Genomic DNA, 22,939 nt, shown 5'->3' on the forward strand with positions numbered 1-22,939 from the left:
TTTTATTTTAGCTCCTCTGTTAGTAACCCATACTTTTCGTATCTAACTTTCCGCTGAACTTTATTCGCTTCATCAACCAAAACAACATACGGTTTGTTATCTGTCACCTCACTAATTTTTAACTGACAGTAGCTCATGATAATTATTTTATCTCCCACAGAGACGCATCTAGCTGCTGCCCCATTCAAACAAATCATCCCTGAGTCTCTTGGTCCTGCAATAACATATGTTTCAAACCTTTCACCATTATCAACATCGGCAATCTGTACTTTTTCATATTCAAAAATGTGACTTGCTTCCATCAAAGCTTCATCAATCGTGATACTTCCTACATAATCAAGTTCTGCTTCGGTGACTGTTGCTCGGTGAATTTTTCCTTTTAACATTTCAACTAACATTTAATTTTCCTCCTGAAAAATAGCTTTTATTTGAATCATTGGATTTTCAATTATTAAGTGAACGATTCTTTGATAAACAGCTATGAATAATTTTATTTGATCTGGTTGGAACAAATCTTTAGCATAATTGAAATCCAATGTTTGTCCCCAAACAAAGAGTGTTAAATCGCTGAAAGCATCTTTTTGGACTTGTTGATTCATTTCTTTTATGCCTTCAAACAAATTAGAATGACTCAATGCTTCTCCCTTAAATCCTTGAATTCCAAAATATAGCGTATTTCCGCTTAATTGAATCTTGTTTTCCTCTAGCACTTGTTCAAGTGGAACATCCTGATTACTTTGCGCTGAAACAACTTTTTCATTTAGTTTGTTTACAAATGTTATAAACGTATCTGTTTCATTTATCTCGATCTGCAACAATAACTGATTGACAAACAATCCAATCAACTTATCCGCTCCAGCAACATTTCGATTGAGCGTAGGGATGGCAATAGCAATTTTTGATTGCTTCGTGATTTTTGCACTCATTAAATAGAAAATACTTAATAAAACGTTATGCATGGTCAAATCATTTTTCTTAATTAACTGTTGAAGTTTTTCGTATTGTTTGTCGTCAATATGGAAATATTCATCTCCGCCAGCCATTTGCTGATTTTTAGAAGTAATCTTGTCAGCTAAATAAACACCTTTAAAGTTCCCTAATTCTTTTTTCCAATACTTCAATTGCTGTTGTTTGCGGTCACTGTTCAAGAAGCTATATTGGCAAGCTGAATAATCCTTGTATTGATAAGGCAATTGTTCTAATTCTTTTTTGTCATAAAATGCTTCAATTTCTTTTAAGAATAGTGAAGTAGACCAGCCATCAAAAGCAATATGATCAATCACACAACAGAATTCATCGTTGGTTATATTTACTTTAATTGGAATTTCCTTGCTCAAATCAAATTCATGATTAAAATATCTTTCAGCATCAATTTCATCTGAAGTAACTACTAGTTTTTGCTCATCTACGACTTGGTAATCTTCATAAATTTTGGTTCTAAGAACTTCATGTCGATCAACTACTGCCACTACGGCTGCTGCTACTCGTGCTGGAACAATGGTTTCTTTTAGTTTAAATCTAATTTTGATGTTTCTATAAGAGTTCTTTGGTACTCTTTGGTATAGTTGCTGAGCATATGCTAATTTTTGTTCTTTGACATCATTAAAGTGTTGCTTAGTTACTTCTAGATGGTCGTTGCTTCGTACTTGAGTGTGTTTGTTTTCATCAATAATTTTTGCTATTTTTTCAATCGTTTTATTTTTAAATACTTGACTGATTGTCAGCTTGTATCCCAACTTAGCTTTAACCAAACTAATCAACTTAATTACTTTAATAGAATCACCACCAATACTAAAGAAACTTTCTAGTATTGAAATATTCGTTTTTTCTAATTCAAGAACTTCGCAAACGATATCTAGCATTGTGTCTTCTACTTCATTTCTCGGTGTTATAAATCTTATTTGATTATCATAGGAAATTTTTGGTAAAGCTCGTCGATCTATTTTTCCATTAATTGTTAAAGGAAATTCTTTTACATATTGATAACCAGACGGCATCATATAGTCTGTTAAATACTTCGCAAGGACATCTTCAATGGTTTTACGTTCGATTTCTTGTTCTCCTTGATAATAAACGCCAAGATATTTACTATCTGATTTTCCTAAAGCTAAAGCGAGTACCTGCTTAATCCCAGGAACTTTCAGCATTGCAGCTTCAATCTCACCCAATTCTATACGAAATCCTCTTATCTTCACTTGGAAATCATTACGGCCGATTAATTCATATTCTTGATTCAATAATCTTCGAACGACATCCCCCGTTTTATAGATTCTGGTGTATTCTGGTGAATTAAAAGAATTATAAGGATTTTCGATAAAGCTAGCTTTTGTTAAGCTTTCTTGTCCATAATATCCTGCTGAAAGTTGTGGTCCACCAACATATAATTCTCCAGGTGCTCCATCTGGTAACAACCTCAACTGTTCATCTAAAATATAATGGGCATAATGTGGAAATGGCGTACCTATATTTGAATAGTTGTCTTTTACTTTTTTCATTGAAGTCCATACCGTTCCCTCTGTTGGACCATAGATGTTAATCAAATTGATTGTTTTGAAACGATCAGCAAATGAGGCATTCATTTTTTCGCCACCTACTAAAATAGTTGTTAGCGCACTTTCTAAAATCTTTGCATCATTTTCCTGGAATAAATAACTAATCTTTCCTGGTGTAGATTGTAAAGTTGTTATTCGATTGTTTTTCATAAATATAGGGAAATCTTCTGGCTGTCCCGTAAATAAATGAATTGATTTCCCTCTCAATACTTGTCCAAACACCTCTGTTCCAAAAATATCAAACACAGGTTCAGCAATGCAACCAAATTCAATATCAGTTGTCCCAGTTCTCTCAATTGAAGCAATCATATTAGCCAAATAACAAATGAAGTTACGATGTTCAACCATTACACCTTTGGGATTTCCAGTAGTTCCTGAAGTAAAAATAATATAGGCTAAATCTTGTGGCAGAATCCCTACATTAGGATTGCTATCATTTAAAGAGAACTCTTGTTGCATGAATTCTTCAGTAATTGTCAATTTTGCCTTGACTTGCTTTTGAATATAAGCAATTCGTTCATTAGGGTAGGACGTGGCCATTGGCACATAGACAGCTCCTGCTTTTAAAATGCCAAGCATCGCAATTATTATTTTTTCAGACTTAGGCAACAATAACGGAATCTTATCCCCCGCTTTGATACCATATTTTTCAATTAGTGTATGCGCCAAACGATTGGCTTGTTTATTTATTTCATCAAACAAGTAAATGTGTTGATCGAATTCAATTGCTATATTTTTCGGCGTTTCTACAACCTGCTTTTCAAAAATTTCTACAATTGTTTGCTTAGGGTACTCAGCAAAACCAAATGTTGGTACGTTCTTAACATACTTCAGTTGATTTGATTCATTCATAATTTGTTCAATTAAGTAATGCATCAAATGAAACAGTGCATCAATTGTTCTATCAGCAAATAATTCAGCTGCATATTTTATACGTATATTCAACTCATTTTCTGTCTCATAAGCGACAATTGTCAGAGGATAGTCTAGTTTCTCTACGCCACTTGTTTTCGTAATACGAAGATGATTATCCTCACCACTTCCTTCTGGTACTGGGTAGTTTTCATAAATAAAGAGTGTGTCAAATAGTCGATCACCATTTTGTTGTAGCTCTGAGAGATTGACGTACCCGTTCGTCATTCCTTCATTATTGAGATCCTGAAGTTCATGTAACTGATTGATAATGTTTTCTTCCGAATGCTTCAATTGAATTGGTAAGGTTTGGATGTAAAGACCGACGCTGTTTTCTACATTAGCTATAGGTAAGTTTCTCCCAGCATTAACTACGCCAACTGTCGTCTCTTTCACCCCACCGTAAATACTCAATACTTTATGCCATACATATTGCATAATAATGTTGGTTGTTATTTCATGTTTCTTTAGAAAACCACTTAGCTTTTCATGTTCATTCTTGGACAACTTAAAGATCTTATCCTTGGGATCTTTAATCCGATTAAAGTTTTCAATCTTGGTATCTCTCATCTCATCTTTGAATAGGCCAGAAAGATCTGGGTGTAAAACTTCGTTAAGCTGGATTTTCCAGTATTCTTTATCTTCATTCGTATGTTCTACTAAATAAGCTTGTGATTCAATATAAGCTTTGTCTTTTACTATCCGAACTGGTTGATTATTAACTAAGTCATGATAAATAGCATGAACCGTATTTAACAAGATTGGATTAGACCAACCATCAAGTATTGCATGGTGATTCGTTAGCACGCAGACAAAATGAGTTGAACTCAATTTTATTAGTCTGACTCTAAACAAATTACCTTCTTGTAAGGAAAAAGGAATTTGTCTTTCTCTTTTGACAACCTCTTCAACTGTAACGTTTTCTAGATAGTCAAAATCAACTTGTCCGCGTTTCGCAATGACTTGTAAAATCTCACCGTATTCCGCATTTAATGATAGACGTAGAGTAGGATATTTTTGTTGCGCATAAGCCCAAGCTCTCTGATAATTAACCACATCAATCGCTTGTTCATATTCGAAAATAAATGAACAAACGTAGGCGTCATCATTCGTTAAATTATTTAAACTTTGATAGACAAAACCTTTTTGTAAAGAATTAGCTAGCAAGACCGTTTCAAGTTCCTGCGTGGCTTGGAGTATATCCAGATTTTTTTGAGTAGTAACTTCTTGAACATCCTCAACGGTCAAGTAAGTACGATTCATTTGCTCTAGGTCAGCTATCAATTTTTTTAGTTCTTTTTCATATTCTGAAGCAAGTTCCGTTAATCCCTCAATAACTCCACTAAACTCTAATGTCAACATCTCTTGATAAATTGCACTATTGATTGTTAGAACTTCAGTAAATGCTACATTCGTGGGATTCCCTAATTCTGCTTGGACAATGGACCAATCATTATCTTTTCCAGTAGCTACTTGTCCTAAATAATTAAACATGATTGACGGAAGTTTTTTTGAATGGATTCCCTTATTTGCAACATAATTTATCCCATAGTCTTTCACTTCTCGTCCAAAGGTTTTTGTTTCAAGTAGATTGGTCGAAATCAATTGCGGATATATTGTGGTAAACCACCCGACTGTTCTTTGAATATTCAAGTTAGGGTCTATTTCTCCACGTCCATGAGATTCTACTTTTACACTGGTGATATCTTTTTGATTTACTTTTTTTAATGTTCTAGCTAAAGCCGTCAATAAAAGATCATTCATATTTGTATTAAAGACTTGATTTACTTTTTCTAGTAATTTTTTCGTTTCATTGGAATTAATAGTTAGCTTTGTACTACGGTACGTATCTCCACATCTATATCTTTCAATAGGTAGATTATCCGCTTCAAAAGTGAAGTTTTTTTGTTTAATTGAATTGACTGCTTCGCTCCATTGACGATAACTAGTCTGTTTCTTCAATAAGTTCTTTCCTTCATAAAGTTCTTTTAAATCAGATGCAATAATTTGCCAAGATACACTATCAATTATTAAGTGATGACAGATAATAATCAGCATATTTTCTTTTATTGAAAAACGATACAATTTATCATCAAGTTGAAAACTTTCCTGTATTTTATTGAGATCATCCGTGCTATTCACTAATGAAATGTCAACTGTTGAAATTGATGGACCATAAGTCTGAACACCATCTTTGAATGTTAAACGTAAAGCATCATGATAATTAACCAATTTGACAAGGGCATCCTTCAATTTATCCATGGCTACTTCTTCTGGTAATTGAATGGCAAATGCTTGGTTAAAATGAGCTGAATGATATTCTTCAAAGAACCATTCTTGAATAGGGAGCATTTTGACTTTCCCAGTTAATTCCCCTTCTTCAGAACTCATTTGAACTTCACCAAGTTCATCAATCAGTAACGCTATTTCTTTAATTGTTTTCGCATCAAAAATTTGTTTAATTGAGACAGTTTTGTCCATTTTTTGTTTCAGACGATTGCTCAATTGGATTGCTTTGATTGAGTCTCCGCCCAAATTAAAAAAGTTATCTAATATGCTAATTTTTGCTTGCTCATGTCCCAACAATTCAGAGAAGATTGACCGTATTTCTAACTCAGTCTCATTTCTAGGTTCTAGAAATTCTTCAAGGATCAATTCAGAAGTTGGTAAAGAACTACGATCCAGTTTTCCGTTGATTGTTAATGGAAAATGTTCCATATACATATAGATTTTAGGAACCATATAATCAGGGAGTTTTGTTTTTAACATCTCTCTCAAATAATCTGGTGAGAATTTTTCTGAACTCAAATAATAAGCAATAAGTTGCTCATCTTTGTTTACCACGATTGCTTGCTGGATACCATTTATTTCTGCTAGTTGTTTCTCTATTTCACCAAGTTCAATTCTCAACCCGTGAATTTTTACCTGAAAATCATTTCGACCTAAATAATCGATTTCTCCTTGATTATTGACTCGGACAAGATCACCTGTGAGATAAATCCTCCCAACTTTTGGATGGTTGAAGAACTTTTCGTTCGTTAGTTCTGCTTGATTTAAATAACCTCGTGCTAATTGAACACCACCAATAGCTAACTCACCAATTGCGCCTGCTGGCAATAGCTGGTTATTTGTTCCCAGCACATAGCAATTCGTATTAGCTACAGGTTTTCCTATAAGAATTTTATTGATATTGACAGGATTACAATCATAGGCTGTGACGTCAATACTTGCTTCTGTCGGACCATACAAGTTGTATAAATTTGCGTTGGGAATCATTTTTTTAAATCGTTGAACACTTGCTAAACTTAGTGCCTCACCAGAGCAAAAAACATATTTTAGTGAAGACATATCCACTTGATTAGCCACAATATTATAGGTTTCTAAGGTATCTAAGAATACATCCAACATACTAGGAACGAAATGCATAACAGTAATCTGTTTCTTTTTAATTTCACTTGCAAGGTATAATGGATCCTTATGCCCATTTTCCTTTGCAAAAACGATTCTTGCTCCCGTCAAAACTGCCCAGATTTGTTCCCACACGGATACATCAAAAACATAATTCGTCTTTTGATAAACCTTATCTTCTTTGCCTATTGGGTACACTTCGTTCATCCATTGAATACGATTGCTCAATCCTGCATGTTCAATCATCACGCCTTTAGGTTTACCTGTGGTTCCTGAAGTAAAAATGATATAAGCTAACTCATTGAGAGTTGGTCTCATTTTTATCGAAGATTGACTTCCAGTTAAAAATCCCTCAAAGGATTGTGTTACCACTAACGTACAATTTAATTGATTAAGAATATATTCTTTTCTTTCTTCAGGAAATTCGGGAGAAATTGGGACATAAGCACAACCTGCCTTTAGTACTCCCCAAATAGCAATTGCCATTTTTTCATTCCGTTCTAGAATGAGTGGCACCTTATCCCCTCTCTTGACACCATTACTCAATAAATAGTTAGCAAATTGATTAGTCAATAAATCAAACTCTGCGTAAGTTATTCTTTTCTCTTGGTATTCAATCGCAATTGCTTTTGGTGTTCTGATAACTTGTTCAGCCAAAAGATCAACAACTGTCTTTTGAGGATATTCTTTTTTTACTCCTAGTGACATTTTTTCCGGCAAGTAAAGATTAGCTATCTTTGTTGAATCATTTTCGATTACTTGTCTAATCAATGCTGTATAGCTATCAAGCATTGATCGAATTGTGTCCTCACTATAGATATCCGTACAATAGTTAAAGTTGATAAAACCATTCTCTACCAATACAGATAAGTCATATTTTGCAGTTTTTAAACTTAATTCCTCATTACAGTTTATAAACACATCATTCTTTATCAAATTGGTTGGAGCAAAATCTTGAACACTAAATAGAACTTGAAAAATTGGATTTCTTGAAGTGTCCTGTGGAACATTCAACATCTTGACAATTTGTTCAAATGGAATGTCTTGATTATTTTGAATCTCTAGCACGGCTTCATTATTTTGGATAAATAATTCACCTAGGCTCAAGTTATTTGTAATTTTGGTCCTAATAGGTAATGTATTGATAAAAAATCCAATTAAATCTTCAGTACCCGCGACATGACGATTGGCAAACGGTGTTCCTACAACTACTTCTTGTTGATAGCTGTATTGTGAGAGTACAATATCCAGTAAAGTTAACATAATCGTATAAAGACTTGTCCCATGTTTTTTAGCTAAGTCTTCCAAAGAATTTTGCCATTCTTTCTTGAATACACTTCTGACATCCGCTCCAACATACGAAAATTCTTTTGGCCGTTTAAAATCTGCTGGCAGATTTAACGGTTGATAAGCTGCCAAATATTCTTTCCAGTATTCTTTCTGCTTATCTAGTTGTCTATCAGTTAAAAATTCTCTTTGCCAATAAGCATAGTCTTTATATTGATTTTGTAATGGTGGTAATTCATTGTCATGATACAAATCATTTAATTCTTTTAGTAAGATCTCCGTTGACCATCCATCAAAAGCAATATGATGGATACTAATCATTAATTGATTCTTATAAATATTGACTTTGATTGGAATTTCTTTTTCTAAATTAAATCGTTGCTCTACAAATTCTTCTGCAGTTATTTCTTGGTGTGAAATTTTAAGTTTTTCTGATTGAATGACTTGATAACCATCGACAATCAACGTTCGCAACACTTCATGTCTATCAACTATTTGGATTAGGGCTTCTTCTATTTTCTTCCTAACTGTGTTTGTTCTTAAAGTTAAAATAATTGGAACATTATAAGCACTACTATCATCTTCAAACTGATCAATAAACCACAATCTCTCTTGCGCAAATGATAACTCAATTTTTTCTTTCCTTTTTACTTGATAGTTCTGTAGTTGTTTTTGTCTTGGTTTCATTTTCGCCATGGAAAAAATTGTTTTTGCTTGCATGATTTGTTTCACTTGTAGATTTATTTTGTTAGATAGTTTTAACGCTAAAATAGAATTACCACCTAGTTTATAAAAATCATCCATGATAGAAACTTTTTCTATATTCAGTAACTCACAAACAGCATTGGCTATTTCTCTTTCTCTTTTAGTTTGTGGGGATACAAATTTTTGCTGATCAAAAATAGGCTCAGGTAATTGCTTTCTATCTACTTTTCCATTGATCGTTAATGGAATCGTTTCTAATTTTATATATTTATTTGGTACCATATAAGCCGGTAAAACATTTTCTAAAGAAGAATGAAATTCACCCGTGTAATAAACGATAATATTGGCGCCTTTAACTACAGCCACACATTGTTTAACAGATGCTATTTCTAGCATACGAGATTCTATCTCTTTTAATTCAATTCGGTAACCTCGTATTTTAACTTGAAAGTCATTTCGGCCAATGTATAATAACTCTCCGGTTGGTAACTGTTTAACTAAATCCCCTGTTTTATATAGTCTTCCTTTTTCTGGGTGTGAAATAAAAGCTTGTTTTGTTTTTTCATCGTCTTTAAAATAGCCTCTAGCTAAACCATTTCCTCCAATATATAATTCGCCTATTGCGTTATATGGAAGTTGTCTTAATCCTTCATCAAGTACCCACGCAGTAACATTTTTTAAAGGTTTCCCAATGTTTCTAGTATCCATACCTGGCTCATAAAATTTTGTAGTTGCACAAATAGTTGTTTCAGTTGGACCATACGCATTTGCTATGGTTGTACCTTTTTTATTATAAGCTTCATAAATTTCTTTTGGTGTCGTTTCTCCAGCAACAATCAATGTTTTTAGATTTAATAAATCATCCCCATTCAAAATTGCTGGTGGTAATGTAGCTAAATCAATTCCATTTGTAACTATAAATTGTTTCAAATTTTGATAGTCAATTCTAGTGTCCTGATCCAATAAATAAGTCGTAGCTCCTGCTAATAATGTGTAAAATAATTCAAAAACAGATGCATCAAACACAAAGTCTGCAAAATGAATCGCTTTTGTTTCTTTAGTTATTTTGTATAGTTCAATTTGATTGTAAATTGTGTTGATGACATTTTGATGTTCAATCATTACACCTTTGGGAAGCCCAGTTGTGCCCGAAGTAAATATCAAATAAGCAAGATTACTATTTTCTAATTGAACATCTGGGTTTTCTACTTTGTGTGAAGAAACCCTAAACTCTTCTGTAATCACAAATGGTGCATTTGTTTTTTTAATAATGTAATTGATCCGTTCCTGAGGATACTCTGTGCTTAGCGGCACGTAACAAGCTCCAGCTTTTAAAATTCCTAGTATTGCAACTACATATTTTTCCGATCGATCCATGAGTATTGGTATACAAGTTTCTGGGTTTATTCCATACTGGTCAATTAATGTATGAGCAAATTTATTTGCTTCCTCGTTCAGTTCGGCATAGGTTAATCGTTTCTTCTTGTATATAATTGCTAGGCCATTTGAATTTGTTTCAGCTTGTTTTTCAAATAACTGGTGAATCAGCTTATGTGGATATTCTTTTTCTATTTTTTTCACACTATTTTCCGTTAACGTAAGTTCAGCAATTAATTGCCCTGGCTCATCAACGATTTCTTGTAGAATTCGTTCATACGTTTTGGCAATATCTGCAATTGTTTCCTGTCTAAATAAACTTGTAGCGTACGTAAAATCGATTGCGTTTTCTCTATGCATCATTGAAAAATCAAATTTAGTACTATCCAAATCTAACGCTTCATTGATTTCAAGATACACATCTTTATAGGACAATACGTCAGAGACATCTTGGAAACCGAACATAATTTGAAAAATTGGATTTTTTGATAAATCTGTTGAAATATTCAACTCATTTACTATATTTTCAAATGGTAGATCTTGATATTTTTGTGCATTAATTACTTGTTCACTATTCAAACGAATGAATTCATTAATTGTCAATTCAGGGGCTACATTTGCGCTCAAAGCTAGCGTGTTAACAAAAAAACCAATCAACTCTTCCGTACCTTTTATATGGCGGTTGGCAATTGGTGTACCAACAACTACATTTTTTTGATTGCTATACGTTGAGAGTAAGATCATAAATGCACTTAAAGTTACAGAAAATAAACTTGTTTTTTCCGTTTGAGCAAGTTCTTTTAATTTAGTAATTAGTGCTTCGTCTAGCTCATACGTGTATTCTTTCCCTTTATAGTCAAATTCTCTAGGCCGAGCAAAATCAGTAGGAAAATCTAATTCTTCATAATCAGCTAACTGATCGATCCAATAAGCTTTTTGTTCTTTTAATGTTTCATTCGTTTGCACTTTCCGTTGCCAAGTTGCAAAATCTTTATATTGTAAGTCCATATCTGGTAATTTTTCGCCATGATATAACTTAGCTATCTCACCTAATAATAGATTAGTAGACCAGCCATCAAAAGCGATATGATGAATATTAAAAGTTAGAACATGTTGATAGATATTCACTCTTATTGGTATTTCTCTATCTAACTCAAATTCATACGAAAAATAGTCGCTATTTTTAATTGGTTGATGCGTAATTTCGACTTGTGTGTTAAGTACTTTTTGATGAAAATCAACAATAACTGTTCTCAAAATTTCATGTCGTTGAACTACTTCCTGAATAGCTTTTTCTAATTTTTTCAAATCTACCTTTGGATTTAAAACAATAACTATCGGCACATTATAAGCTTGCGTGCCTTCCTCTAATTGATCAATATAAAAAAGTCGTTCCTGCGCATAAGATAACAGTTGGGCTTCTTCATTAGGAAAATTCTGTTTCTCAATTTTTAGGCTTTTAGCTGTAACTCTCGAAAGGTTACGAATCGTCTTCTGTTCAAAAATTTCTTTCACAGGTAAATCAATTAGGTTCGCTAATGAAATAGCTGCAATCGAATTCCCGCCCATTCTAAAAAAGTCAGTACATACGGAAGCTCTTGGTATCTCTAATACTTCACAAAACGCTTGAGCAATCTCGGCTTCTCTGGCTGTCTTAGGTTCAATATATTCTTCTTCATACTTTGGAACTGGTAGTTTACTACTATCTATTTTTCCATTAATTGTTAAAGGTATGTCAGAAATTCGAATATAAGCTGCCGGTACCATATAATCTGGAAGCTTTTCACTAACTTTTCTTCTCAACAACATTGCGTCCAATACTTCATCAGCAGTATAGTAAGCAATCAAATTATCTTTGCTTACTACTATTGCAACTTGTTTGATTTTTTTTACTTCTTTTAGCTGCTTTTCAATTTCTGGCAACTCAATTCTGAATCCTCTAATCTTGATTTGTTGGTCTTTTCTACCATAGTATTGATATGACCCATCTTCCAATTGACGAACAAGGTCTCCAGTGTTATATAAAATTCCTGTTCCAAAAGGATTCATAATATATCGCTGATTCGTTTCGTCTAATTGATTAATGTAGCCTCTAGTTACCTGATTTCCCCCTATATAGAGATTACCTACAGCACCAGCTGGAAGTAGTTTTTGATTATCATCTAATACATAAGGTTTTACCCCGCCTATCGGCTTACCAATAGAAAGGTCCTTTGTATCATTATTTACAAAACTCAAAACAGTCGTTTCCGTTGGACCATAACAATTATTTATTTGTATGCCTGTTTTGGCATACTTTTCAATCACTTCTAAGGTAATGGACTCACCACCACAATGAATAACTTTCATACTTGGAACTAAATTAAGATCAATCTTGCCAGCTAACGATGGTGTCATACCGATTGCCTCTACATGATAATGATTCAAGGTTTTAATAAAGCGATCAATATCATAAATTAGATTCGTATCAAGCATCACGACACTTTCACCCATTGTAAATGGACGTATCAAATCATGAATAGATGCATCAAACACATATTCAAAGAAAGCGCCATTAATCATTCCTGATTTCATTCCTGAATGTTCCATTTTTGGAACTTCTACCACAAAATTACTTAGGTTTCCATGTTCGACCATTACTCCTTTAGGCTTTCCTGTCGTTCCAGAGGTAAAAATAATATAAGCTAAATCATTTGCATTTATACGTTGATTTGGACGAGCTGTGTTATTAGGAAAGTCTTGATGCATAAATTGATCATCAATAATGAAGCTTGATTTACAGGTTTCAATAATGTAATCAATCCGCTCTTGTGGATATTTTGGACTAATTGGAACATAAGCAGCTCCTGTTTTTAAAACAGCTAAAATAGCAATAATCATTTTTTCAGATCTTTGAAGCAATAAAGGAATTTTTTGCTCCGAACCAACTTGATACTCACTGAGCAAGTAGTTCGCTACTCGGTTCACTTCATTATCTAATTCTAGATAGGTCAATGATTTGTTCTCAAACCGCAGTCCAATACTATCTGGATGGATATCGACTTGTTCTTCTATCAAATGAATGACATTTGGTTTAGGCGAAACCTGAGTATGTTGAATTAGTTTTTCTTGCTCTTCTTTGGAAACAAGAGTCACATCTTTTAATCGTTTATTTTCAGAATGTAAGTACGATTCTAATAATCTGAAAAATTGATTACCTAATCTAGCAATCGTAGATTTCTTGAAAAGAGAAGTATCGTAATTCAAGTATAAAGACATTGCCGATCCATAATCTTCTACTTCAAAAGTTAAATGAAATTTAGGCGCTGAAGTTTTGTATGGATTTCTTTTGGCTTCACCAGAAAAATATTCTTGAGAATCTCTTTGCTGGTAAACGTACATACAGTCAAAAAATGGATTTCTCCCATCAGTTGCTACATTTAAATCTTTCGCAATTTCTTCAAATTGATAATTTTGATTCGAAACTGCAGACAAAATATTTTCATTCATCTTTTGTAAAAATTCAACTGTACTTTGATTCTGATCAATACTTACTCTAATTGGTAACGTATTAACAAACATTCCTAACATATCTTCTGTTTTCTCATGCACTCTGCCATTAGCAACTGTGCCTAGAATAAAGTCTTTTGAATAATATATTTTAGATAGTAAGAAGCAAATAGTCGTAAATAAAACAACATATTCACTTACTTTATTTTTTTTCGAGAATGCTCTCAATTCACTCAATAATTTTTCATCAAATGTAAATATTTCTGTTTGTCCAATTGATAAGAGATTCTTCTGGTATTGATAATCAGTTGCCAACTCTAATCTTTGATATCCTTCTAAATAGTTTCTCCACCATTCAGCTTCGTTGACTACATCTTGTTGATTAAACCAATTACTGTAATCTTTATAATGATATGCAGGCATTGATAGGCTTTCATTTTCATAAGCTTCTGATAATTCTTTATAAAAAATTTCTTCACTGGTTCCATCTGTAATAATATGATGCTTATCTATAAATAAAGAATCATTGTTATCTCCTCTTAACAAGCGAACACGCATCGTATGTCCTTCTTCTAAGTTGAAAGGTATAACCAATGACTCGAAATCCGAGACAAAAGGAATAATCTTAAAATCAAGTATCCCTTCTTGCATAATTTTTTGGATATACTTTCCATCTTTTGTAAGAAATCGAGTTCTTAGTGTTTCATGCTTATCCATTAATAAAGATAGCGCTTTCTTTAATTTGTTAATGTTTACATATCCATTAAAATCTAAAATTGTTTGTTCATTATACTTCGTTTGTTTTTTATTTAGTTGATAGAAAACAAACATCCTTCTTTGAGCTGGGCTCATGAATGTTTCTGTAGTATTAATTTGTACTAGTGGGATTTCTTTCACTGAATTTTGAGCAGCAATAGTAGCCGCTAACTCTTGAATACTATCCGTACTTAAAATTAATTTTGTAGATATTTTTTTATTTGTTTGATTCATTAGTTGATTAGACAACTTGATTGCTTGCAATGAAGTACCACCAAGCTCAAAAAAGTTATCTAATACACTGACTTTTTCAACTTTTAATAATTTTTCAATTAAGCTAACTAAGATTTTTTCATGCTGACTTATTGGCGCTACAAAATTTTTTCTGGCAATAGTTACTTCCGGTAATTTTTTCCTATCTAGTTTTCCATTATCATTTAAAGGTAGCTTTTCAAGCCAGACATAAGCATGAGGTTGCATATATTCAGGTACACCCATATTAACGACTTTTTTTATTTGTTGTTCATCAATTCGTTCATCACTTACATAATAGGCAAGAATAAATTGGTTTTTATAACCTATTACTACCGAATTACTGATTCCTTCTACTTTATTGATTTGAACTTCGATTTCCCCCGGTTCAGTTCTAATTCCATTAATATTTAATTGAAAATCATTTCTCCCCACAAATTCATATTCATGGTTAGTCAATTTTTTCACTAAATCACCAGTTTTACACAATCTTCCTTCACCAAACGGATTCACTACAAAATGCTTTTTCGTTTCTTCATCTAAATTTAAATATTCTTTGGCTAATTGATCACCTGCAACACAAATTTCACCAATTTCGCCAACTTCTACTTCGTTAAACGACTCATCTAATACATAAGTAGTCATATTCGTTAACGTAGCGCCAATATTATTGATGTCTTTTAGCGAATCAATAACCTTAGCAGTCACAGAATGAAATTCTGATTGCCCGTATACATTAATAAGCTTCACTTTATTTATTTTCGCGTTTTTGACAAGACTGGGTGGTAGTTTTTCGCCTGCCACGGCTACAGCTTTTAGTTGAGATAATTTTGAAAAGTCTAAGCTATCTGCGAGTGATGGTGTACTTTGAAAATAATTAATTCTTTTTTTCTCAATATATTGTGAAAATGTATCGATATCTTCCAAACAGTTTGGCTCAGAGATAACCAGTTTATGTCCATTGAACAATGCTGTATAAATCTGAGTTGTTGCAACGGAAAAAACATAGTTAACCAAAAAGAGCATATTAAGTGGTGCAGCAGTTTTGATAGCTAAAAACTCAGCATACGCCTTGATATGATTTAAAACACTCTTATGCGTGTGAACTACTCCTTTTGGATTTCCTGTAGTTCCTGAAGTATAAACCAAATACGCTTTTTCATTTTCATTGACTAGAATATCCAGATTAGTTGAATTTTGTTCAAATTTTTGATTCATAAATTCATCATCAATCAGCAGTTTGGCCTTCGTTTGTTTTCGTACAAAATCAATTCTAGCTTCTGGATACTGTTTAGATAGTGCTGTGTATGCTGCACCCGCTTTCAAAACTGCTAACATTGCGATAATAATATTCTCATTTCTTTCCAACAATAAAGGAATAATGTCGCCAACTTTTATCTTTTTTTCTGTCACTAAGTAATGAGCTACAATATTTGCTTTCTCATTTAACTCTTTGTAGCTCATTGATTCATTCTTAAATTCAACAGCTATTGCATTCGGACTTTTCACAACTTGTTTTTCAAACATTTTAACTAAACTATCGGTCATAATAACGCTACCTCCCTAAAAAAAATAGTCTGAAGCTCAAAATGAGCTCAGACTATCTGATTATAATTTTTACATCAATCCGATTAAGTGGAAGACAATACCAACCACGAATAATCCAAGGATAATGATGATAGGTGATACTTTTTTCTTAAGTAACCACATACAGAACAATGTTAAACATAGTGCAGCAAGACCAGGGATCAAGCTGTCTAAGTTGTCTTGTAATGTAGTAACTTTAGAAGAAGTTAAAGATAAACCTGCTGCTTGTTGTTCCAAAGCAGATTTAATTCCTTCAGCACCAGCAGGTAATTTGTCCCACTCGATGTATGCACCTTTATCAAGTTTTACTGTAGATACTGTAGGCGCAAAGCTGATTGATACCCAACGGTTAACTAATGAACCCAAGATAAACATCCCCAGAATTGAAGCACCTTTAGTGATGTCTTGTAGTAATCCACCAGATAAATCTTCCGTGATTTTTGAACCAGCTTTGTAGCCGAATTCCTGTGTGTACCACATGAAAGCCATACGAATAATATTCCAACCTAAGAAATAGATGATTGGACCTAAGATATTACCACTCATTGCAAGAGAAGCTGCTAATGCGCCAAGGATTGGTTTCACTGTGAACCAGAAAACTGGATCTCCGATACCAGCTAAAGGTCCCATCATACCAACCTTAACCCCTTGAATTGTTACATCGTCAACAGGTGCACCATTTGCACGTTCTTCTTCAAGTGCCAATGTAACCCCTAGAATTGGTGAAGCTACATATGGGTGAGTATTAAAGAACTCCAAGTGACGTTCTAGTGCAGCTGCACGGTCTTCTTTTGTTTTATATAATTTTTTGATTGCTGGAATCATTGAGAAAGCCCAGCCACCATTTTGCATACGTTCGTAGTTCCATGATCCTTGGATGAAAGTTGAACGCCACCAAACAGAAATACGATCTTTTTTCGATAATTGAATTCTTTCTTCTGCCATTTTCGTGTACGCCTCCTTTAGTAGTTATCTATGATATCGCCTAGTGGGTCACCAGTATTTGAGCCACCGCCGTTACCTGAACCGCCGCCTTGTTTAGAAAGGGCTAAGTAGATAAGAGCAAGAGCTACACCGATTGCACCAAGTCCGATAAGAGTAATTTCAGAAACAGTTGCCAATACGAAACCAATTGCAAAGAATGGCCATACTTCTTTTGTAGCCATCATGTTGATAACCATTGCATAACCTACAGCTACAACCATACCACCACCGATTGCTAAACCGTCTGTTAACCAAACTGGCATAGATTCAAGTAAGCCTTTCACAGGACCTTCACCGATTGCCAAGATCAAAGCAGCTGGAATCGCAATACGAATACCTTGCATACAAATTGCTACAATATGCCATAATTCAACTTTTCTGAAGTTACCTTCTTTAGCAGCAGCATCCATCAAGTGAACGAAAGCCGTTGCGATTGTACGACAGATAATTGTTAATAATAGACCAGCTACAGCTAGAGGTACAGCGATCGCGATAGCTGAAGAAACCCCAGCTCTTCCTTGACCACCTAATACTAAAATAATTGCAGATGCAACAGATGCTAAAGCAGCATCGGGAGCTACAGCAGCGCCGATATTTGCCCAACCAAGAGCGATCATTTGTAAAGTACCACCTAAAATAAGGCAAGGTATTAAGTTCCCAGTAACTAAGCCGATTAACGTACATGCGATTACTGGTTGATGGAAATGAAATTCATCAAGAATTCCTTCCATACCAGCCAAAAATGCTACGATAACGACTAATATCATTTGAATAAAGTTTAATTCCATGATGTTAAGCCTCCATTTTTCTCTGATAGTTAAAACTATGCTTGTTTATTATTTTTTGTTTAGTTCTTCTTGTGCTTTTTTCAAGATTTCATCCATGTTTCCTTTTGAATCATTTGGTACTTTACGTACATCAAATTTGACGCCAGCGTCTTCAAGTTTACGGAAAGTATCAATATCATCTTGACTAAATGCCAATACTTTATTTGGTTGCACTTTACCTGGTGAATGAGCCATAGAACCAACGTTAACTGTTTCTAATGGTACGCCACCTTCAACCGCTCTTAAAACATCTTGTGGGTTTTCGAATAAAAGTAAAGCACGTTGTCCACCAAAGTGTTGGTCATCTTTAGCTAACTTGATCATTTGTTCAATTGGAACAACATGAGCTTTTACACCTGGAGGAGCAGCTTGTTGAATCAATTTTTTACGAAGTTCGTCTTTAGCTACTGCATCAGAAACAACAATAATACGAGTTGGGTTTGTTGTCTTTGTCCAAGCTGTTGCAACTTGTCCATGAAGTAAACGTGAATCAACACGAGCTAAAACATAACTAAACTTACCTGGAGTTCCAGATGCAGATTGCTGTACTTCAGCTTTTGGTGCTTCTTCTGGTTCCAACTCTTCAGGTTTAACCTTCACACCTTCTTTTGCAGTTTCAATGATATGTGCTGCAATTTCTTGCGCAGATTCCATTGAAAAACGAGAAGCATATGCTTCAATTAACATTGGCAAGTTCAAACCACTGACGATTGCCCATTTGTCTTTGTGTTCTTCAAACAATGTATTTGCTTGATTGAATGGAGTACCACCCCATAAATCAACTAAGAATAACACTTCGTCTTGATTGTCAAAAGAAGCAACAGCCTCTTCTAACTTGGCTCTCAAGTCATCTGGACCTTCGCTTGGTTTCAAAATAACTGCTTTAACGTTTTCTTGTTCGCCAAAGATCATTGAACCAGACTGTAAGATTCCTTCAGCAAACTGTCCGTGACTTGCTAGGATAATTCCTACCATACTTATACCTCCTATTTCTTTTTGTTGTAACAAAAATCAAAATTAAAAATAATTGCTAACCATTACAACAGATTGTTTGACCGACCACAACATCCAACTATGCCTTTTTTGCTTTTGCTAGTAGCTCCATCAAAAGAACTTTTCTGTCTGCGGGTACTTTGCGAATCTCTAACTCTACTTTTTGACTATCCAAATAGTTAAAAGCTTCTATATCGCGCTGATTTACTGAAACAAAATTAGTAATCATTGTTTTACCATCAGTAAAACTCATACCGCCAATATTTAATGAGCTGAGCTGTACACCACAGCGAACAATTGCTTCTACATCCTGAGGGTTGGTGAACAACAGCATTACTTTCGCATTTGCTAATAATCCACTTTGATAAACTTGAATCATCTTTTGAACGGTTATAACGTTCGCATGAATTCCTGGCGGTGCAGCCTCTTTTAACAGAAACTTTCTCAAATCATCTTTTGCCACCATATCGCTGACCACAATGATTCGTTCAACACCAGTCGATTTTGACCAAGCCGTCGCAACTTGTCCGTGGATTAAACGATCATCTATACGCGCTAATCGAATATCCATCTTCAAAACTCCTTTTTTCAAACTACTTCACAGAAACCCCTATCATTTCTGTGAAAGCAACCAATTCCTAGCACACTTATATAAAAGCAAGAAGCGTGCCAACTTTTAAACAATACACTACTGGTTCTTTAAGCTTTTTTAAACAATACACAAAAAGGATACACTAAAAAAGTGTATCCTTTTTGTGTATTGTTTATTTAGTGTGTTACACCTTGGCCAACTGATTATGAATTAAGCGCAAAATATAATAGCTTTCAACTAAAGGAATCTTGAGATTCACTCTTTCTTCCAATGGAACAATTAAATTTTGAAGCATCCTATAAAATGGGTCTTGAACTGTTTCATCCAGCTCTTCTTTCTCAGCAGTTAGCGGTTCATTTAATACGATTCGTTCGATCATTCCTGCGGTGTGCATGACCAAATTGATTTTAAAACCGTATTCCCTACTAGCCAGTCCAATACTTTCTGTCACATGCTCAGCAAAGTCCCAAATAGGATCAATCAGCTTTCTTCCATTAATAAACGTAAAGTTATCTGATATAAATTCCACGCAGGTTTCTTTCGCTGTTTCCTCGGTTAAAGAAACATCTGGTGTTTCTTCTAAATCTGCTTCAAGCAACAGTTGATCTAAAATCAATTCGATATTTTGATCAATGAATCGTTCTAGTGGAATAAATGGCGCTGCAATTTTAGGATCAGTGATTCCCGTTGTAGCAATCACTTGATAATCTGCTTGAATACGTGGTAGTTCTTTTTCTAATTCAACGATGGACAAAGCTAAAACCGTCAGTTCTGCTTCTTGTCGCTTACTTACCGCACGTTCGATCAATTCTTTGATTCTTTTTGCCGTACCTTCACCCGAAGCACAAATAGCTAAAATTGCTTTTTGCTCTTGGACTGGCTTCTCAATAACTGGTGCAGGGGAAACGGCCGCGTAACCACGAAAGTTTTTTAAGGAGTCATAAAGCGTATCTAAGTCTGTGCCTAGGACAGAAACTTTTCGAACAGTTTCTAAGACTAATGAGGTCGTCACCATGTCGACTGTTCGAATGGGAACCCCTGTATCTCGTTGAATTTGGGTATTGAATGAAGCCAACGACCCCATATCAACCAACAACACAACCCCACTTCCCTCATCAACTTCTTGAACATTTCGTTCAATGCGACTAAGTGCAGTTTTAGGATCCATGTCCAACGGCATATCGACTGCTCGAACATTATCAACATCTAAAAGTTGTTTCACCACTTGAACCATGCTACTAGCTGTGCTATTCCCGTGAGCTGCAACGACCACTCCGATTCGGCCAGTAGCTTGATTGGCTCTTAAAGAAACTAACAAGACCGTCAAATAATAATCTTCACTTTCCGGAATACGAACTTGAAAATATTCTTCAATGTATTTACGTACTTCTTTTGCAACAGCATACTCTTCTGGAAAATCAAATGTCATTTCTCGAATATTATCATTGGTATGTCGTTCTTCACCTAAATTGATTTTTTTCAAAAATGAACTGATGTGCAAACTCATTGCATAAATAAAATTCTGTTGAAATTCATAAGGTAAAGAGTTCTTAACCATCCTATAAATTTGATGTGTCACTTCGATTACTTTAGGATCAACAAATTCAGCTAACTTATTGTCAGCATTGAAAGAAAAACCATGATCTTTATAGAAAGATTTCAAATGAATATTGATATCTGTCGAAATAAAATGGTTGATTGCTTCTTGATCTAAGCCATCAGATTTCAACAAAGCCGCTTTATCTCCAATAATATCGTATAAGTTATAAGGTAATTCATACGAATCTGATTGAATTTTCATCACATCATCGTTTGGTACGATTGTTAGCTTCGGTTCTAAAATTTTTGATAGCTCTGCCATTGCTACTCGGTTGCTAGCTAATTGGATCAGACCACTTCGAATTCCTTCAGTTAAATCACTAACCGTAATCGAAATTTCGGGTGAGTTCATATGATTCAGGAATCCACGCGCACAAATCAATTGGATATTTGATTTCAATTGTCCAATATTCCCATAAGTAACGCTACCAATCAAGGCTTTGGCAACATCTTCTGTCAGAGAAATTTTTCGTTGGATTCGATTCGCTTCGTGAGCAATCATGATTTTTACCAAATCGACTTTTTCATTAGCAGGTCGCTTTTCAAAAGACGGCAACTGAATGTTGATTGGAATTCGTCTCACAAAAGTTTCTAATAAAGAAGAACCTGGGTCTTCTGTTGTTGCGCCAACGATCCGGACATTTGCTTCATGTGATTTTGTCGTCTCACCCAATCGGCTATAAGTTCCATGATCCATAAAATAAAAAATCATTTCTTGTCCTTCTGGTGGTAAGCGATGAATTTCATCTAAAAAGAGCATCCCGCCATCTGCCTGGTCGATAATCCCCATTTTTTCTTCAGCCGCACCAGTAAACGCTCCTTTGGTATAACCAAAAAGATGACTCATCAATAATTCTGGATTATTCGCATAATCGGCACAATTAAACACAATCAATTCATTTTCTTCATCAATGACATGATTTGCTTTGGCAAAATGAAACATTGCATGTGCAAAGTAGGTTTTTCCAGAACCAGTTGGTCCCGTAATCAAACAATTTAATCCTCTGGGTGGATATAAAATAGCAGCTTTCGCCTGTTCAACAGCATTTTTCATACTGCCATTTTCACCGATAATTTTGGAAAAAATATCTTTTGTATCAATATGAACGATTGGTTCTTCAACTGGTAGAACATCTTCTTTGTAACTAACCACGTGCTTGCTTACAGGTTTTTGATATTCGTCTGCCTTTTGATATATGTAACGGACTGGTCTGCCATCGGACTTGACTAATTTTCCTTCACGAACTAGCTGGTTTAAATCTTTACTGCTATTTGTTCGTTGAATTCCTAATATTTCAGCAATTTCTTGAGTAGTTACTCCTTGATCTGCTTCTACTTTTGTTAAATGAGCGGTTTTTTCTTTGACATAGAGATAAATTCGGTCAATACGCTTTGTCAATTGATACGCCCCTTCCTGTGTTTCCAAATTTCCTGCTACACTATTTCCTTACTATTATAGAACAAACATAACTAAAAATAGCTAACTACAAAACATAATACTATGGATTTCTAGAGGATTCGTCAACTATTTACCTCATGCTTTTTCAAAATAAACGAAACATTTGTTAAACAAGTATTTACTTTTATACACTATTGTTCTTTTTTCATTAAAAAAACTT

General features: G+C 34.3%; 7 protein-coding genes. All 7 read right to left on the bottom strand.

What is annotated here, in order from left to right; genetic code table 11:
* Positions 1-2: 2 nt before the first annotated feature.
* The 7 genes from panD to IGJ76_RS09190 all read right to left on the bottom strand — a co-directional run bounded on the left by panD (position 3) and on the right by IGJ76_RS09190 (position 22,719).
* The gene (panD, locus tag IGJ76_RS09160; RefSeq protein ID WP_071868199.1) at positions 3-398 is read right to left on the bottom strand and encodes an aspartate 1-decarboxylase; all 396 of its coding nucleotides are present in this window, start codon (positions 396-398) and stop codon (positions 3-5) included.
* Positions 399-16,286: an amino acid adenylation domain-containing protein gene (locus IGJ76_RS09165; protein WP_430596571.1), complete on the bottom strand. Its 15,888-nt coding sequence runs from the start codon at positions 16,284-16,286 to the stop codon at positions 399-401. It abuts the gene before it with no gap.
* Positions 16,287-16,355: 69 nt separating this feature from the next.
* Complete coding sequence (locus IGJ76_RS09170) at positions 16,356-17,270, bottom strand: PTS system mannose/fructose/sorbose family transporter subunit IID (RefSeq protein ID WP_067480490.1); 915 nt, start codon at positions 17,268-17,270, stop codon at positions 16,356-16,358.
* 17 nt (positions 17,271-17,287) lie between these two features.
* Positions 17,288-18,097 (bottom strand): PTS mannose/fructose/sorbose transporter subunit IIC, encoded by an 810-nt coding sequence (locus tag IGJ76_RS09175; protein WP_067480487.1) that lies wholly within the window; start codon positions 18,095-18,097, stop codon positions 17,288-17,290.
* A gap of 48 nt (positions 18,098-18,145) precedes the next feature.
* Positions 18,146-19,111, bottom strand: a complete 966-nt coding sequence (locus IGJ76_RS09180) for a mannose/fructose/sorbose PTS transporter subunit IIA (protein ID WP_067480484.1) — start codon at positions 19,109-19,111, stop codon at positions 18,146-18,148.
* Positions 19,112-19,208: 97 nt separating this feature from the next.
* A complete protein-coding gene (locus IGJ76_RS09185; protein ID WP_067480482.1) occupies positions 19,209-19,700 on the bottom strand; it encodes a mannose/fructose/sorbose PTS transporter subunit IIB in 492 nt (163 codons plus the stop codon).
* A gap of 205 nt (positions 19,701-19,905) precedes the next feature.
* Complete coding sequence (locus IGJ76_RS09190) at positions 19,906-22,719, bottom strand: sigma 54-interacting transcriptional regulator (RefSeq protein WP_218657888.1); 2,814 nt, start codon at positions 22,717-22,719, stop codon at positions 19,906-19,908.
* Positions 22,720-22,939 lie beyond the last annotated feature (220 nt).

Source organism: Enterococcus sp. DIV0175, assembly GCF_050529075.1.
Lineage (GTDB): Bacteria > Bacillota > Bacilli > Lactobacillales > Enterococcaceae > Enterococcus_B > Enterococcus_B thailandicus.

What these genes read in the sequence shown, in the direction of transcription:
- IGJ76_RS09175 (WP_067480487.1), bottom strand. Translation starts at nt 18,097, where the DNA reads ATGGAATTAAACTTTATTCAAATGATATTAGTCGTTATCGTAGCATTT.
- IGJ76_RS09165 (WP_430596571.1), bottom strand. Translation starts at nt 16,286, where the DNA reads ATGACCGATAGTTTAGTTAAAATGTTTGAAAAACAAGTTGTGAAAAGT.
- panD (WP_071868199.1), bottom strand. Translation starts at nt 398, where the DNA reads ATGTTAGTTGAAATGTTAAAAGGAAAAATTCACCGAGCAACAGTCACC.
- IGJ76_RS09180 (WP_067480484.1), bottom strand. Translation starts at nt 19,111, where the DNA reads ATGGTAGGAATTATCCTAGCAAGTCACGGACAGTTTGCTGAAGGAATC.
- IGJ76_RS09185 (WP_067480482.1), bottom strand. Translation starts at nt 19,700, where the DNA reads ATGGATATTCGATTAGCGCGTATAGATGATCGTTTAATCCACGGACAA.
- IGJ76_RS09170 (WP_067480490.1), bottom strand. Translation starts at nt 17,270, where the DNA reads ATGGCAGAAGAAAGAATTCAATTATCGAAAAAAGATCGTATTTCTGTT.